This window comes from Pseudonocardia sp. 73-21, assembly GCF_001899645.1.
Lineage (GTDB): Bacteria > Actinomycetota > Actinomycetes > Mycobacteriales > Pseudonocardiaceae > Pseudonocardia.
In genome coordinates, this window is record NZ_MKVV01000091.1 from 239,600 (window position 1) to 254,846 (window position 15,247).

Consider the following 15,247-nt stretch of genomic DNA (forward strand, 5'->3'; position numbering starts at 1 on the left):
GCCCGGTCCCCGAGCAGATCGCCGGCGCCCACTACAGGTTCGCGGTGGCCGCCTCCAGGTACCCCGCGAACTTCTCGTGCGCGGCGGCGGTGCGGGTGGGCACGTGCTCCGTCGGGACCTCGCGGGCCTCGTAGCCGCGCAGGATGCGCCGGGCCACGGTGGCCTTGTGCACCTCGTCCGGGCCGTCGTAGATGCGGGCCGCGCGGGCGGCGCGATACATCTCCTCCAGCGGCAGGTCGCCGGAGAAGCCCAGCGAGCCGTGCACCTGGATGGCCCGGTCGATCACGTCGTGCAGGACCTTCGCGCCCCAGTACTTGATCATCGCGATCTCGACCCGCGAGTTGGACGCACCGACCTGGTCCATCGTCCACGCCGCGTGCAGGGTGAGCAGGCGGGCGGCCTGCATCTCGGCGGCCGAGAGCGCCACCATGTCCTGGATCATCTGCTTGTCGGCCAGCACGGAGCCGTGGGTGTAGCGGCTGACGGCCCGCTCGCAGAGCATGTCGAACGCGCGGCGGCTCTGCCCCAGCCAGCGCATGGCGTGGTGGATGCGGCCGGGGCCCAGGCGCTGCTGGGCCAGCCGGAAGCCGTCACCGGGGTTGCCGACGAGGTTCTCCTTCGGCACCCGCACGTCGGTGTAGAGGATCTCCGCGTGGCCGCCGTAGAGCTGTCCGCCGACGGTGGGGTGGTCCAGCACGGGGATGTCGCGGACGATGTCCACGCCCGGCGTGTCCACCGGCACGATGATCATCGAGCTGCCCTGGTACGCCGAGACGTCGGGGTCGGTGACCGCCATGACGATGAGGAAGTCGGCGTGCGAGGCGTTGGAGCTGAACCACTTGTGGCCGTTGATCACGTAGTCGTCGCCGTCGAGCACGGCGCGGGTGGACAGCAGCGTGGGATCGGCGCCGGCGCCCGGCTCCGTCATCGAGAAGCAGCTGCGGATCTCCCCGCGCAGCAGCGGGAACATCCACCGCTCCTTCTGCTCCGGCGAGCCGCCGATGGCCAGCAGCTCCGCGTTGCCGGAGTCGGGGGCCTGGTTGCCGAAGATGCCCGGCGCGTAGCGGCACTGGCCGAGGATCTCGTGCATCAGCCCCAGCTTGACCTGCCCGAACCCGCCGCCGCCCAGCTCCGGCGGCAGGTGCGCGGCCCACAGGCCCTGTTCCTTGACCTGCTCCTTCAGTGGCGCGGTGATCCGCGTGTAGGTTTCGCGGTCGACGTCGAGCGTCTCCAGCGGGATGATCTCGTCACGGACGAACTGCCGCATCCATGCGAGCTTGGTCTCGAACTCGGGTTCGGTTGAGAAGTCCCACGCCATGCCTGCACGGTGCCACGACGGGCGGCGGCGATCCAGTGGGGAGATGCTGACCGACGTGGACCACTTCTTCGAGCCCCTGACGCCGGTCTCCTACCTCGACCGGGCCGCCGCCGCGCACGGTGACCGCACCGCCGTCGTCGACGGGGAGCAGCGCTTCACCTACGCCGAGTTGCACGACCGCTGCCGACGCCTGGCCGGGGCGCTGGCCCCGCTCGCGCAGGGGCGGCCGGTGGCGGTGCTCGCCCCGAACACCCACGTGCTGCTGGAGGCCAACTTCGGGGTGCCGTGGGCGGGCGTGCCGCTGGTGGCGGTGAACACCCGGCTCTCCGCCGGCGAGGTGGCTTACATCCTCGAGCACGCGAACGTGTCCGTGCTGGTCCACGACCCGGTCTTCGACGAGCTGGTGGACGCCGCGTTCGCCACCATGGAGCACCCGCCGACGCGCATCCGGTCCGGCGACGAGTACGAGACGCTCATCGCCGACGCCCCGCCGCTGGCGATCACCCCCGACGACGAGCGTGCCCTGCTGTCGATCAACTACACCTCCGGCACGACCGGGCGGCCCAAGGGCGTGATGTACCACCACCGCGGCGCCTACCTGCAGGCCCTGGCCATGGTCGGGCACACCGGACTGTCACCCAGCGCGGTGCACCTGTGGACGCTGCCGATGTTCCACTGCAACGGCTGGTGCTTCCCGTGGGCGGTCACCGCCGCGGCCGCCACGCACGTGTGCCTGCCGAAGGTGGATCCCACCGAGGTGTGGCGGCTGATCCGCGAGGAGGGCGTCACGCATCTCAACGGCGCGCCGACGGTGCTGTCGATGCTCGCGTATGCGCCCGAGGCCGGCCCGGTGTCGCCGACGGTCCGGGTCGCGACGGGCGGGGCGCCGCCGTCACCGGCGATCCTGCGCCGGATGGACGAGCTGGGCTTCGACGTCACGCATCTCTACGGGCTGACCGAGACGTTCGGCCCGGTGATGATCTGCGACTGGCGCCCCGAGTGGAACGACCTGGACGCGGGGGAGCAGGCCCGGCTGAAGGCCCGGCAGGGCGTCGGGAACATGATCTCGTGCCGGGCCCGGGTGATCGCCTCCGACGGCACCGACGTGCCCGCCGACGGCACGTCCGTCGGCGAGATCGCGTTCCGGGGCAACAACGTGATGCTCGGCTACCTCGACGATCCGGAGGCCACGGCCGCGGCCGTCCCCGATGGCTGGTTCCGCACCGGCGACCTCGGGGTGATCCACGAGGACGGCTACGTCGAGCTGAAGGACCGCAGCAAGGACGTGATCATCAGCGGCGGCGAGAACATCGCGTCGGTCGAGGTGGAGCAGGTGATCGCCGACCACCCCGCCGTGCTGGAGGCCGCCGTCATCGCGGTGCCCGACGAGAAGTGGGGTGAGGTCGTGGCGGCCTTCGTCACGCTGCACGAGGGTGCGACCGCCACCGAGGAGGAGATCATCGAGCACGTGCGCGGGCGGCTGGCGCGGTTCAAGGCGCCCAAGACCGTGACGTTCGGCGAGCTGCCCAAGACGTCCACCGGCAAGATCCAGAAGTTCGTGCTGCGCCAGAAGTCGGGGGAGGGGTCAGAGCGCTGACATCTTCTGCCAGTCGGCCCAGGAGATCGCCCAGTCGTAGATGTCGCCGTCGGCGGCCGAGAGCGGGACGGTGGTGCCGGTGATCTCCACCGGGTCGCCGAACATCGCCGTGTCGTAGTAGGCCTTGCCGTTGTTGGTGGACAGGTTGATGCAGCCGTGGGTGACGTTGCGCTTGCCCTGCACGCCGTTGGTGGCCGGATTGGCGTGGATGAACTCGCCGTTGTTGGAGATGCGCACCGCCCAGTGCTCGGGCACGTCCGTGTAGCCGTAGGCCTGGTTGGTCATGAGCACGGTCTCCGCCTTGCCCATCACGACGTGGGTGCCGCTGTGGGTGACGCGGCCGGGGTCGCTCTCCAGCCCGTAGCTGGCAGGCAGGTCGAGGATGGTGGCGCCGTCCCGGATCACCTGGATGCGGTGGGTGCGGGCGTCGGCCTTGACGATCTGCGAGCGCCCGATCGTGAACGACGTGGTGAGGTCCGAGGCGCCGTAGCCGGCCTTGCCGAGGTCGACGCCGTAGAGGTACGCGGCGACGCCGACCTTCGTGCCCGCGGGCCAGTAGGTCTGTGGCCGGTAGTGCACGCGCGACCCCTGGGAGTCGTCGGGCAACCAGGCCCACGAGCCCGTCACCGGCGTGGACGTGGTGATGCTCAGCGCCCGCTGGGCGGCGGCGCGGTTGGCCTCGGGGATGGTGCGGTTGAACTGGATCTCGATGGGCGCGGCCACGCCGACCACGGCGTCGTCGCCGATGTTGGTGGACGCACGGACCAGGCGGCCCGGGTCGGCGGTGGTGAACTTCCCGGCGACGGGTGCGGTGCCACCGGCACCCTTCGCCGTGCCGGTGAAGGTGTAGTCGGTGTCGTAGGCGGGCGGGGCGGTGGCCTTCCAGGTCAGGCCGTCGGGGGAGACGGTTCCGGGGATCAGCGTGCCGTCGTCGGCCGCCAAGGCGACGCCGCTGAGGGTGCCGCCGGTGGACGTGATCGTGATGGGGTCGGCGGGGGCGACGTCGGTGGCCCCGTCGGCGGGCACGATCTTCACGGTCGGCGCCACGGGCGGGGCGACCACCGCGGGTGGGGGCGGGGTGGCGGCCGCGGTGGGGACGGTGCAGCCGGTGAGGGCCACCGCGACGACGGCGAGCGCTCCGAGCAACGTGCCGTGCGATGCGGACCAGCGCATGGGTGAACCCCCGATGTCGAAACCCCAGGCGCCACTACAGCAACACCGGACCCGGACGTCAATCGTATCCGCAGGCCGGTCGTCGACCCAAGCCGGACAGTAAGGCCGATCAGGTCTGCAGCGGCAGGAGCTCCTGGGTGAAACGGTCGAGGAACCCGCGCCAGGAGGGCACCGGTACGGCCGGACGGAGCACGAACTTCGACAGCCCGACGTCCACGAACCGACGGACCTGCTCGCGGGCGGCCGTCCAGCCGTCGGCGACCAGCAGCCGGGCGTCGAGATCGGGGCGGCGGCGGCCCAGCGCGGCGAACGCGGCGTCGCGGGTGGCGCCGTCGGTCTCCTCGGGAACCACCGCGATGTTCGTGCCGTAGTGGTCGTCCTCGATCTCCCGGCCCGCCTCCGCGGCGGCGGCCTCGATGCCCCGGCGGCACTCCGCCGCCTCGTCGGGGGTGAGGAAGCTGCCGAGCCAGCCGTCGGCGAGCCGTCCGATGCGGCGCAGCCCGGCGGGGGCCTGCCCGCCGAGCCACAGGTCCAGCGGCCTGGGGGGCAGCGGGCCGACCGAGGCGTCGTCGAGGTGGAAGAACCGGCCGTGGTGGGTGACGCTCGGCTCGGCGAGCAGCCGCCGGACCACCTCGAGCGTCTCGTCGAAGACGGCGGCGCGCTCACCGTCGGGAACGGGGAACAGGCCGCGCTCCCCGCGGGTGGCGGGCCGGAGCCCGAACGTCGGCAGGATCCGCTTGGGCGCGAGCGCCACCAGCGAGGCCAGCTGGGCGGCGACGAGCATCGGGTTGCGGCCCGGCAGGATGAGCACGCCGGTGCCGAGCTTGAGCTTCGTGGTACGGCCGGCGGCGAACGCGAGCCCGATCAGGGGGTCGATGCCGGGGCCGGAGGGCTGGTCGGCCAGCCAGATCGAGTCGGCGCCCACCGCCTCGCAGGCGTCGACCAGATCGGCGAGTTCGGGCCCCGGCGCCGCGGCGCCGTCGGTCGAACCCAGGGAGATGGAACCCAGCCCGATGCGGACCTTGGGGGCGTTCACCGGTGCCCGTCGCGGCGGGTGCGGTTGCGGTGCGATGTGCTGATGCTGGACACGCCGTCGACGGTAGCCGCCCGGCGCGCGGTCGTCAGCGCTCGACGGGCTGGGGTTCGGCCGGCCGGTGTTCGGCGGCCTGGGGCTCCACCGGTGCGGGGGGCACGTCCGGGGCGACGCCGGCGGTGGCCGGTGCGGTGGCCGGTGCCGCTGCCTGCGGCTCGGTGGTGACGACGGCCTCGGGCGTCACGGCGGCGGACGAGGGGGCCGGGGTGTCCGCGGGCTTCGGGGCGTCGCCGTTCAACTCCGCCTTCAGGATCCGTGCGGAGCGGCCCAGGCTGCGGGCGGCGTCGGGCAGCCGCTTGGCGCCGAACAGGACGACGAAGATGACGATCACGATCGCCCAGTGCCACGGGCTCAGTTCACCCATTGTCCGTTCCCCTTTCGACTGCTCTCTCGGGCTCCAGTGTGAAGGGTTCGACGCATTCGCCGCACGGTGGGGCAGCAGTGCGTGAATCGTCCGGAATGCGTTCCGGGAATCGGTTGTTCGTCCGTTTCAGCCCACCGGGCGGCGGCCCCGCAGTGCGCGCACGAGCAGGCCGATGCCGACGATGAGCGCCACCACGCCGATGATCAACCACACGCGCGAGCCGGTCATGAAGCTGCCGCCCACCACGCCGGCGCCCTGCAGCGTCCAGAGCGCACCGATGAGGGCCAGCAGGACGCCGACCACGATCCCTGCCCAGCGAGTCATGGTGCGATCATGCCCCACCACCGCCATCTTCGACACCCGGTAGAATATCGCGGTGCGCCGTCGGGCAGAGTGGGGGCCGTGACTCCAGCTCTCGTGGCCCGGGCGTTCCGGGTGATCGCCGTCACCGAGGCCTGCTCCTGGGCATGCCTGCTCGTCGGGATGGTCGTCAAGTGGGTCCTGCGGATCAGCGAGATCGGGGTGCAGGTGTTCGGACCGATCCACGGCGGCCTGTTCGTCGCCTACGTGGTGATCACCCTGCTCGCGGCGCGCACGTTCCGGTGGAACCTCGTGACCACGCTGGTGGCGCTGGCGTCGAGCATCCCGCCGCTGGCCACGCTGTGGTTCGAACGCCGTGCCCGCCGCACGGGCCTGCTGGATCAGCCCTCGCCCGCCAGGGCCTGGTAGGCGGGGCGCAGCAGGTCGGTGAGCGCGAGACCGCGGATCCCGATCGGGAACTCCGGCACCTGGTCGAGCAGCGCGTCCGACGGGGTGAGCGGCACCGACGCCCGCGTGCTGGCCGCATCGGCGAGCCCGGGGCCGGTGACGAAGAAGCCGCCCAGCGCCTCCGCGAGCGGCACCACGCCGTCGGCCGGACCGCCCGGCCCGGCGGCCGCGCGGCGGGCGCGCAGGTCGTCGAGCAGCGTCTCGCGGTCGCGCCCGCGCAGCGCGAGCATCGCGAACGGGTCGGCGTCGAACTGCTCGGCCAGCACGTAGCAGACGGCCGCGAGGTGCTTGCACGGAACGGCCTGGTCGGGGCAGCTGCAGTCCAGGGCGAGATCCCGCGCCGACGCGGGGAACAGCGACAGCCCGACGGCCGTGAACACCGCCTCGATCTCGCGCGGCATCTCCCCGGCCAGCAGCGCGGCCGTGTGCGAGGCGTCGGCCACCAGCGCGTCGGCCACGAGCGCCCACTCGGCCTTGCCGAACGTCGGCACCCCTACGCGCACCGCGTACGGCTTGGGGCGGCTGCCCTGCACCTGCGCGACAGCGCCGCCCGCGGCCACGTCGAGGGAGACGATCTGGCCGGCGCGGGCGTAGGTGCGGCCCCGCGCCATCCGCCCGCCGACGCCGATGGCCTCCAGCACCGCCAGGAACCGCTTGGACCACCAGGTGCGCGCCACCGAGCCGCGGGTGCTGTTGATCTGGATGCCGCCCTCGACCTTGCGCGGCGTGGTGCGTTCGGCGTCCAGCCACCACGGATCAGTCATCCTCCACCGCCCCCGAATCGAGCGCGAACATGTCGCGCAGGGTGTCGGTGGACAGTTCGGTCAACCAGTTCTCGCCCTCACCCACGACCATTCCGGACAACGCCTTCTTCTTCGTGATCATGGCGTCGATGCGTTCCTCGACGGTGCCCGGGCACACGAACTTGCGCACCTGCACGTTGCGGCGCTGTCCGATGCGGAACGCGCGGTCGGTGGCCTGGTTCTCCACCGCGGGGTTCCACCAGCGGTCGAGGTGCACGACGTGGTTGGCCGCGGTGAGCGTGAGCCCGGTGCCGCCGGCCTTGAGCGAGAGCAGCATCACCGGCGGACCCTCGCCGGTCTGGAACCGCGCCACCATCTCGTCGCGGCGCTTCTTCGGGGTGCCGCCGTGCAGGAACGCGATGTCGGTGTCGAAACGGGCCGACAGGTGCGGCACGAGCATGTGGCCGAACTCGGTGAACTGCGTGAAGCACAGCACGCGGTCGCCCTCGTCGAGGATCTCGCCGAGGATCTCCTCGAGCCGGATGACCTTGCCCGAGCGCCGGCCCATCGCCGAGCCGTCGTGCAGGAGCTGGGCGGGGTGGTTGCAGACCTGCTTGAGCTTGGCCATCGCCGAGAGCACGTTGCCGCGGCGCTGGATGCCGCGGGAGTCCTCGATCTTCTCCATCATGTCGTCGACGACCGTGCGGTAGAGCGACGCCTGCTCCGCGGTGAGCTTGTAGTGCTGATTGATCTCGATCTTCTCGGGCAGGTCGTCGATGATCGTCGGATCGGTCTTGACGCGGCGCAGCAGGTAGGGCCGGGTGACGTTCTTGAGCCGCTCGGCCGCCTCGACGTTGCCGTGGCGCTCGACGGGGATGGCGTAGCGCGCGCGGAAGGCGTCGGCCGTGCCGAGCAGGCCGGGGTTCAGCACGTCCATCACCGACCACAGCTCCGAGAGGCGGTTCTCCACCGGCGTGCCGGTGAGTGCCACGCGGTGCTCGGCGTCGAAGCGGCGGACCGCGCGGGCGTAGGAGGCGCGACTGTTCTTGATCGCCTGGGCCTCGTCGAGCACGAGCCGGCGCCACGCGACGGCGGCGAGCTCGTCGGCGTCGCGGGCGGCGGTGGCGTAGGTGGTGACGACGATGTCGGCGGCGCGGATCGCCTCGGCCAGCGGCTCGTCGTGCAGCCGGGTGGGGCCGTGGTGGGCGAGGATGCGCAGGTCGGGGGCGAACTTGGCCGCTTCCCGCTGCCAGGTGCCGACCAGTGACATCGGGCAGAGCAGCAACGTGGGTCCGTACTCCTGCTCGGCCCGCTCGGTGTCGATGCGTGCTCCGCCTGCGCTGCGCTCGTAGGCCTCCAGCGCCAGCAGCTGCACCGTCTTGCCCAGTCCCATGTCGTCGGCCAGGCACGCGCCCAGCCCGAGCGACGACAGGAACGCGAGCCACGCCAGGCCGCGGCCCTGGTAGGGGCGCAGCGTGGCCAGGAACCCCGGTGGGGTGGCGACGGGGGCGATGGAGCGCTCGGCCGTGCCGCTGAGCAGATCACCGATCCAGCCCTCGGCCCGGATGTCGGTGACGGGCAGGGGGACCCCATCGTCGGCCCAGGCTGCGTCGTCCTCGGGGTGGCGCTGGGCGAGGGCGAGCACCTCCGCGACGGTGGGGGTGCGCTTCGTGCGGCCGCGTCGGAGGAACTCGAGCCCGACGCGCAGCCGTTCGGCGTCGACGGTGACCCAGCGGCCCCGCACGCGCACCAGCTCGGCCTTGGCCGCCACCAGCTCGGTGAGCTCCTCCTCCGACAGCTCCTCGTCGCCGACGGCCACCGACCAGCGGAAATCGGCCAGCTCCTCCCGGCCGAGGCCACCGCGGGTGAGCACGCGGTCGGCGGGGGTGCTGCGGGCGGAGAGGGTGAGCCCGACGCGCCGCGAGCCGTCCCAGCCCGAGGGCAGCTGCACGCCGAACCCGGACTCGATGAGCAGCGGCGCGTCGACGGTGAGGAACTGCTTGGCCCCGCCCATGTCCAGCTCGAGCTGCTCCGGCCGGGCCGACCGCAGCGCCGGCGCCAGCGCCGGGAGCACCAGCGCGGCGCGGCCCAGCTCGCCGAGCAGCAGCTCCTGCGGCTCCGCGACGAGCCGCTCGGCGCGCCCGGACCACACCTGCGCCGCGGGCACCAGCAGGCTCGGGTCGGCCGTGGACTGCAGGAAGAACTCCAGGATCCAGCGCGTGCCGTCGCCGGTCTGGTCGTCGGGGTCGCCGCCCGGATCGGACGGGTCGTGCAGCGTGCGGACCTCGGAGAGCCGGAAGCTCGCGCGGCCCTCGCCGGTGGGGACGGTGCCGAACTCGTCCCACGCCGTCAGCGACCCGGCGAGCGTGTCGAGATCCCGCGCGGACGCCTCGACGTGGCCGTCGGGCGTGAGCAGCGCGGCGAGCCAGGCCTCGGTGATCGGCACGGAACGGGTGGGCCGCCGGGCCGGGACGATCCCGACGGGCTGGCCCGAGCGCGCCAGCCGGTCGCGCACTGCGGCGTCGGTGAGCACGGCCAGCGCATCCTCGACCAGGGTGCGCGGATCGGCGCCCAGGACGTCGCGGGGGCCGCTCCGCTCGGCCCGGGCCACCGGCGGCAGGGCCGCGACCAGCGCGTCGAGGGCGACGACGTCGAGCCCGCGGACCACGGGCCGCCACCGCGCGTGCGCGGCCCCGTTCTCCCGGGTCAGGGTGGGCAGCACCTTGCCCCGCGCCGCGAGATCGTCGGCCAGCTCGGCCAGCGCCCGCAGGTGGGCCACGGAGGCGCCGTAGCGGGCCTCGTCGGCGGGATCGCCCAGCTCCGCGACGTCGACGGCCAGCGCGGCGACGGTCCACGGCCGGAGCACGGGCTCGCTGCGCGCCGCCCCGCCCCGGCCGTCGCTGCGCACGAGCTCGGGCGAGGCCACCGGGCCGCCGGCGCGCGAGGGCAGCAGAAGCGTCAGGGTGGCGGGCTTGCCGGGGTGCAGCGCGCCGAGCTCCGTGGCCGAGGCGGCGAAGGGATGCGGGCGGGCCGTGCGCAGCGACCGCGCGCTGGAGGTGGCCGGCCGTTCACCGTCCTCGGCCCAGAGCAGCACCCCGCGACCGGGGGACCACAGGGCATGAACGGCGAGCACGGGACAGACCTTACGAGCGGGGCCCGACAGTCTCGCGCGCGCCGACGTCCCCGGGCGGTGATCAAGGCGAGATGGTCGTCAGTGGATCTCCGGGAGCGACCACGGCGCCTTGATCACGGTGGTGGGCGCGCGCCGGCCTCAGACCTGCACCAGGTCCTGGTAGTCCGGGTGCTTCGCGAGCCAGCCGCGCACGAACGGGCACTCCGGGATGACGGCGAGCTCGCGCCGCCGCACCTGGTCCAGCGCCGCCTGCACCAGCTCGCCGCCGAAGCCGTGCCCGCCGTACATCGGGTCGATCTCGGTGTGGGTGAACGCGATCGCACCCGGTTCGAGGCGGTAGCTCGCGTAGCCGGCGAGCTTGCCGTCCACGTGGATCTCGAACCGCGACCACTCGGTCACGTCGAGCACCATCGGCTTGGGGCTCATGTCGCCTCCGCGGGAGGAAGTACGTCGGTGAGCGGACTCATCCGCGGGCTCCCGAGTGGGGGATGTAGGTGGCGGGCACGACGCCGAGCCTACCCTTCTGGTAGTCCTCGAACGCGGCCATGACCTCGGCCTTCGTGTTCATGACGAACGGCCCGGCCCACGCGATGGGCTCCCGGATGGGCTGCCCGCCCAGCAGGACGACGTCCATCCCGGACAGGCGCGACTCCTGGGTGGTGTCGGCGGCGGCCGTGATCGTGTCGCCCGGCCCGAACGCGACGGCCTGGCCCGTGCGGACGGGATGGCGGTCGGTGCCGACCGTGCCCGTGCCCGACAGGACGTAGAGCAGAGCGTTGAAGTCGCGGCGCCACGGCAGGCGCACCGTCGCCCCGGGGGAGATCGTGCTGTGCGCCATCGTCATCGGCGTGTACGTGGAGCCCGGACCGCTGTGGCCGCCGAGCTCACCGGCGATCAGCCGGATCAGCGCGCCACCGTCGTGCGTGGTGAGCAGCGCCGACTCCGAACCGCGCAGGTCCTGGTACTTCGGCTCCAGCCACTTGTCGGCCTTCGGCAGGTTCACCCACAGCTGCAGGCCGTGGAACAGCCCGCCGCTCGCCACCAGCGCCTCCGGCGGGCGCTCGATGTGCAACAGCCCGCTGCCGGCCGTCATCCACTGGGTGTCGCCGTTGGTGATGGACCCGCCGCCGCCGTGGCTGTCCTGGTGCTCGAACTCGCCGTCCATGATGTAGGTGACGGTCTCGAAGCCGCGGTGCGGATGCCACGAGGTGCCCTTGGGCTCACCGGGCGCGTACTCGACCTCGCCCATCTGGTCCATCATCAGGAACGGGTCGAGGTCGCGCAGGTCGACGCCCGCGAACGCGCGGCGCACCGGGAAGCCCTCGCCCTCGAAGCCCGACGGGGCGGTGGTCACGGACTTCACCGGTCGGTCGACCGCCGCCTCGCCCGGCTCGGGCACGCGCGGGAGAACGGTGACGTCGGAGACGGTGACGGCTGGCATCGGACCCTCCAGGTGGTTGAGCAAGCAACTACATCTGTCAGAACAGCACTCGCGCTCCCGATGTTCCCGGATGCATGCTTCGCCCATGACCGAGCTCGCAGTAGTACTCGACAAGCTCTCCTACCTCGAAGGGCCCCGCTGGCACGACGGCCGCGTCTGGGTCTCGGACTTCTACACCCACCAGGTGCTCTCGGCCGCCGCCGACGGCTCCGGCCTGCGGGTGGAGGCCCAGGTGCCCCAGCAGCCGTCGGGGCTGGGGTGGCTGCCCGACGGCCGGCTGCTGATCGTCTCCATGCGCGACGAGGTGCTGCTGCGCCGCGAGCCGTCCGGGGAGCTGGTGGTGCACGCCGACCTGTCGGAGTTCTGCACCGGCCACCTCAACGACCTGGTCGTCGACGCCGCGGGCCGGGCCTACGTCGGCAACTTCGGGTTCGACCTGATGGGCGGCGCCGATCTGCGGACGGCGTCGCTCGTGCGGGTGGATCCCGACGGCAGCGCCAGGGTGGTCGCCACGGATCTGTACTTCCCGAACGGGTCCGTGATCATCGGCGACGACCTGATCGTCAACGAGACGCTCGGGAACCGGATCAGCGCGTTCCCGCTCGCCGCGGACGGCACGCTGGGGGAGCGGCGGGACTGGGCGCGGTTCGCCGACCCGCCCACGGCCACCGCGTTCGGCGACGCGCTCGGCCAGCTCGTGGTCGGCCCCGACGGGCTCTGCGCCGACGCCGAGGGCGCGGTCTGGGCCGCCGACGCGCTGGGCAGCCGCGCGATCCGGGTGAAGGACGGCGTGATCGTCGACACGGTCGACGCCGGCACCGGGGTGTTCGCGGTGGCGCTGGGCGGCGACGACGGCCACACCCTGTTCCTGTGCACAGCGCCCAGCTTCGCCGAGCACGAGCGGCGCGACACCCGCGACGCGGCCCTGCTGTCCACGCGCGTGGGGGTGCCGGCGGCGTGACCTGGTTCCGGGAGCGGGTGGCCGCGGCCCGGGTCGGGCGGCTGGCCACCCTGCGCGCCGACGGCTCCCCGCGCCTAGTGCCGGTCACGTTCGTGCTGGTGGACGGGCTGGTGTGCTTCGCGGTGGACGAGGTGAAGCCCAAGACCACGACCCGGCTGGCCCGGCTCGCCGACATCGCCCGCGACCCCCGCGTCGGGCTGGTGGTGGACCACTACGCGGAGGACTGGTCGACGCTGTGGTGGGTGCGGGTCGACGGCACGGCCGAGGTGCACGAGGAGGGGGCGCTGCGCGAGCGGGCGCTGGGGGCGCTGGTGGCGAAGTACGAGCCCTACGCGGCGGCCCCGCCCGACGGGGTGGTCGTGGTGATCACCCCGACGCGGTGGAGCGGCTGGTCGGCGTCGTAGCGGACGGGCACCGGACGATGATCGGTGCGTCGCCCTTGATCGCTACGAGCCGCACGTTCGCGTCCTCCGGCGGCACGCGCGACGACCAACGGCGCGGGTGGTTCGCGGCGATCACGAGCCTCAGGGGAGGGTGCGGAGGAAGCGCGCGACCGCGGACTCGACCACCTCGGGTTCCTCCAGGTGCGGGGCGTGGCCGCAGTCGAGCACCAGCAGCTCCACGGGGCCCTTCGCCGCGTCGCGCACCGCCTCGACGTGCAGAACCGTGCCGTAGGGGTCGTCGGTGCCCTGGATGCCCAGCACCGGGGCGGTGATGCCGGTCAGCAGCGGGCGCAGATCCCAGTCGGCGAAGGCGTCGGACAGCCAGACGTCGTTCCAGTTGTGGAACGTGACGTCGGCGTCGCGGTGGCGGCGGGCCATCTTCTCCCGCAGGTCGGTGTGGGTGAACGCCTCGCGCGCGGCCACCACGCCCTCGCGGCCGACCGGCTCCACCAGCACGTGCGGGGCCAGCACCACCACCCCGCGCACGGCGTGGGAGGCGGCGTGGATCAGCGCGATGGACCCGCCGTCGCTGTGCCCGACCAGCACCGGCTCGACCAGGCCGAGGGCGTCGCACAGCGCGGGCAGGACGACGTCGGCCTCCTCGTGCATGAACGTGTGCGTGCGGGCGACGGCGGGCAGGTCGGAGAACCCGTGGCCCAGCCGTGAGTAGGCCACCGCCCGGCGCCCGGCGGCCGCCGCGATCCGCTCCGGGAACCCCCTCCACAGCGCCACCGACCCGAGCCCCTCGTGCAGGAACAGCAGCGGGGCCAGCGCCTCGTCACCCGGGACATCGACGTACTCGACGCGACCGCCAGGCACCGCAACAGTGGGGAGCACGGGGTCGACTCTAGGTGCCCAGCAGCGCCACCAGCTTCTCCGGGGCGATCATGCCGTAGGCGTCGGTGACGATCTCCTCCAGCTCGGCCCAGTCCTGCTCGACGTCCAGCCACACCCCGAGCCAGCCCCGTCCACCGACGAAGGGCGGGCGGAAGAAGCGGTCGGGACGGGCGGCCACCAGCGCCTCCTGCACGCCGGGCGGGGCGGCGCACCAGAAGGCGACGCGGTCGTCGTGGTGGCGGTCGGCGTAGGACACGAACACCTTGCGGACGAACCACGTCGGCTCCCCGTGGCCGAGCTTCTCGGTCACCTCCGGCAGCGCCAGGCAGAGCGCGCGCAGCCGGGGCAGGGGATCGCTCACGGGCGGTAGGTCCCCACCGACCACACGGTGCCCTCGGGGTCGGTCACCGCGTACTCGCGGGAGCCGTAGGGCTGGTCGGTCAGCTCCATGACCACCGGAGCCGCGTCGGCGTCGTCGTAGCGGAGTGTCGCGTGGATCGTCATGTGATCACCGTAGGGACGCACACCGGGCCTGCGCTTGAACGAATGGGAACTACCCCCACCCGGCGACGTACTCGCTGGGCGTGCAACCGGCGAGCGACCGGAACTCGCGGTCGAGGTGGGAGTGGTCGGCGTAGCCGCAGGCCGCGGCGACGTCGGCCAGGGTGGCGTGGGCGCGGGCCCCGTGATCACGTTCGGCGAGCGTCGGCACCAGCATCCCGGCGGCCCGCTCGAAGCGCAGCACCCGCCCGGCCGCCTTCGGGGCCAGCCCGATCTGGCTGCGGAACCGGGTGAGCAGATGGCGGCGGCTCCAGCCGGTGCCCGCGGCCAGGTCGGCCACGCCCACCGCCCCCGACGTGCGCACGAGCCGGCCCCACGCCCACGTGACCTCCGGATCGGGGCGCGTACGGGAGGCGTCGAGCAGGCCCAGCAGCGTGGCGTCGACGCGGGCGAACCGCGACTCCCAGTCGGGATCGTGGCACAGGCGCTCCGGCAGGCCCCCCAGCGCCGGCACGTCGAGCTCGGCCAGCTCGGGGGTGAGGTTCGTGAGATCCGACGTCGGGCGGCCGAGCAGGGTGAACACGCCCAGCGGCGTCAGGTTCACCTGCAGCCCGGCCTGCTCGCCCACGAACTCCGTGACGACGGCCGACTCGTGCAGCCCGGCGAGGAAGGACGTCGGGACGAGCGGCCCGGCCGGGCCGTGCAGCCGCAGCGGCGGTCCCAGCCCGAGGATCATCGCGCAACCTCCCCGGGGGGCCTGGCGGCGTCGCACCGGCGCGCTGCTGGTCTCGCGGTAGCCGCCGTAGTCGGCCACCAGCCCCGCGAGGGCGGGGTGCGGCCGGCCCCGGACGTACTGCTCCATTCGGACAGGATGG

17 protein-coding genes are annotated in these 15,247 nt (G+C 73.0%); 4 read left to right on the forward strand and 13 right to left on the reverse strand.

Going from position 1 to position 15,247, the window contains the following annotated elements; genetic code table 11:
- Window positions 1-31: 31 nt before the first annotated feature.
- Window positions 32-1,318, reverse strand: a complete 1,287-nt coding sequence (locus BGP03_RS29045; protein ID WP_298799108.1) for an acyl-CoA dehydrogenase family protein — start codon at window positions 1,316-1,318, stop codon at window positions 32-34.
- A 43-nt stretch (window positions 1,319-1,361) separates the two neighbouring features.
- On the opposite strand from BGP03_RS29045, the gene BGP03_RS29050 reads away from it, so the two are divergent.
- Window positions 1,362-2,915 (forward strand): acyl--CoA ligase family protein, encoded by a 1,554-nt coding sequence (locus tag BGP03_RS29050; protein WP_296368404.1) that lies wholly within the window; start codon window positions 1,362-1,364, stop codon window positions 2,913-2,915.
- Here BGP03_RS29050 and BGP03_RS29055 read toward each other — a convergent pair.
- From BGP03_RS29055 to BGP03_RS29070, 4 genes are all read right to left on the reverse strand, one after another.
- Window positions 2,904-4,088, reverse strand: a complete 1,185-nt coding sequence (locus tag BGP03_RS29055) for an Ig-like domain-containing protein (RefSeq protein ID WP_298799109.1) — start codon at window positions 4,086-4,088, stop codon at window positions 2,904-2,906. The genes BGP03_RS29050 and BGP03_RS29055 overlap by 12 nt on opposite strands.
- Before the next feature lie 109 nt (window positions 4,089-4,197).
- On the reverse strand, window positions 4,198-5,124 hold the full coding sequence (locus tag BGP03_RS29060) for a TIGR03854 family LLM class F420-dependent oxidoreductase (protein ID WP_296368406.1): 927 nt from the start codon (window positions 5,122-5,124) through the stop codon (window positions 4,198-4,200).
- Between the two features lie 85 nt (window positions 5,125-5,209).
- Entirely contained in the window at window positions 5,210-5,545 is a 336-nt protein-coding gene (gene tatA, locus BGP03_RS29065) for a Sec-independent protein translocase subunit TatA (RefSeq protein ID WP_296368407.1), read from the reverse strand.
- A gap of 126 nt (window positions 5,546-5,671) precedes the next feature.
- Window positions 5,672-5,869: a hypothetical protein gene (locus BGP03_RS29070; RefSeq protein ID WP_296368408.1), complete on the reverse strand. Its 198-nt coding sequence runs from the start codon at window positions 5,867-5,869 to the stop codon at window positions 5,672-5,674.
- 78 nt (window positions 5,870-5,947) lie between these two features.
- Here BGP03_RS29070 and BGP03_RS29075 point away from each other — a divergent pair, with 78 nt between their 5' ends.
- Window positions 5,948-6,274, forward strand: a complete 327-nt coding sequence (locus BGP03_RS29075) for a DUF3817 domain-containing protein (RefSeq protein WP_296368409.1) — start codon at window positions 5,948-5,950, stop codon at window positions 6,272-6,274.
- On the opposite strand, the gene BGP03_RS29080 is transcribed toward BGP03_RS29075, so the two are convergent.
- The 4 genes from BGP03_RS29080 to BGP03_RS29095 all read right to left on the reverse strand — a co-directional run bounded on the left by BGP03_RS29080 (window position 6,247) and on the right by BGP03_RS29095 (window position 11,630).
- Window positions 6,247-7,077, reverse strand: coding sequence for an SWIM zinc finger family protein (locus tag BGP03_RS29080; protein WP_298799110.1), 831 nt, complete (start codon window positions 7,075-7,077; stop codon window positions 6,247-6,249). The two genes, BGP03_RS29075 and BGP03_RS29080, sit on opposite strands and share 28 nt — an antisense overlap.
- Complete coding sequence (locus tag BGP03_RS29085) at window positions 7,070-10,189, reverse strand: DEAD/DEAH box helicase (RefSeq protein ID WP_296368411.1); 3,120 nt, start codon at window positions 10,187-10,189, stop codon at window positions 7,070-7,072. The genes BGP03_RS29080 and BGP03_RS29085 overlap by 8 nt, the downstream gene beginning before the upstream one ends.
- A gap of 138 nt (window positions 10,190-10,327) precedes the next feature.
- A complete protein-coding gene (locus tag BGP03_RS29090; protein ID WP_296368412.1) occupies window positions 10,328-10,615 on the reverse strand; it encodes a GNAT family N-acetyltransferase in 288 nt (95 codons plus the stop codon).
- 37 nt (window positions 10,616-10,652) lie between these two features.
- Complete coding sequence (locus BGP03_RS29095; RefSeq protein WP_298799111.1) at window positions 10,653-11,630, reverse strand: pirin family protein; 978 nt, start codon at window positions 11,628-11,630, stop codon at window positions 10,653-10,655.
- A gap of 85 nt (window positions 11,631-11,715) precedes the next feature.
- Between BGP03_RS29095 and BGP03_RS29100 the strand changes: the two genes are divergently transcribed.
- Both BGP03_RS29100 and BGP03_RS29105 read left to right on the forward strand, forming a co-directional pair.
- Window positions 11,716-12,591 (forward strand): SMP-30/gluconolactonase/LRE family protein, encoded by an 876-nt coding sequence (locus tag BGP03_RS29100; protein ID WP_296368414.1) that lies wholly within the window; start codon window positions 11,716-11,718, stop codon window positions 12,589-12,591.
- Window positions 12,588-12,995, forward strand: coding sequence for a TIGR03668 family PPOX class F420-dependent oxidoreductase (locus BGP03_RS29105; protein ID WP_296368415.1), 408 nt, complete (start codon window positions 12,588-12,590; stop codon window positions 12,993-12,995). Before BGP03_RS29100 ends, BGP03_RS29105 begins: the two co-directional genes overlap by 4 nt.
- Window positions 12,996-13,115: 120 nt before the next feature.
- Here the strand turns inward: BGP03_RS29105 and BGP03_RS29110 are convergent, their stop codons facing one another.
- Genes BGP03_RS29110 through BGP03_RS29125 form a run of 4 tightly spaced genes read right to left on the reverse strand, consistent with a single transcriptional unit; the run spans window position 13,116 to window position 15,234 of the window.
- Complete coding sequence (locus BGP03_RS29110) at window positions 13,116-13,871, reverse strand: alpha/beta hydrolase (RefSeq protein ID WP_298799112.1); 756 nt, start codon at window positions 13,869-13,871, stop codon at window positions 13,116-13,118.
- A gap of 10 nt (window positions 13,872-13,881) precedes the next feature.
- Complete coding sequence (locus tag BGP03_RS29115; protein ID WP_298799113.1) at window positions 13,882-14,232, reverse strand: MmcQ/YjbR family DNA-binding protein; 351 nt, start codon at window positions 14,230-14,232, stop codon at window positions 13,882-13,884.
- Window positions 14,229-14,375, reverse strand: coding sequence for a hypothetical protein (locus BGP03_RS29120; RefSeq protein WP_298799114.1), 147 nt, complete (start codon window positions 14,373-14,375; stop codon window positions 14,229-14,231). Before BGP03_RS29120 ends, BGP03_RS29115 begins: the two co-directional genes overlap by 4 nt.
- 49 nt (window positions 14,376-14,424) lie before the next feature.
- Window positions 14,425-15,234 (reverse strand): helix-turn-helix transcriptional regulator, encoded by an 810-nt coding sequence (locus BGP03_RS29125; RefSeq protein WP_296368419.1) that lies wholly within the window; start codon window positions 15,232-15,234, stop codon window positions 14,425-14,427.
- Window positions 15,235-15,247: the final 13 nt, after the last annotated feature.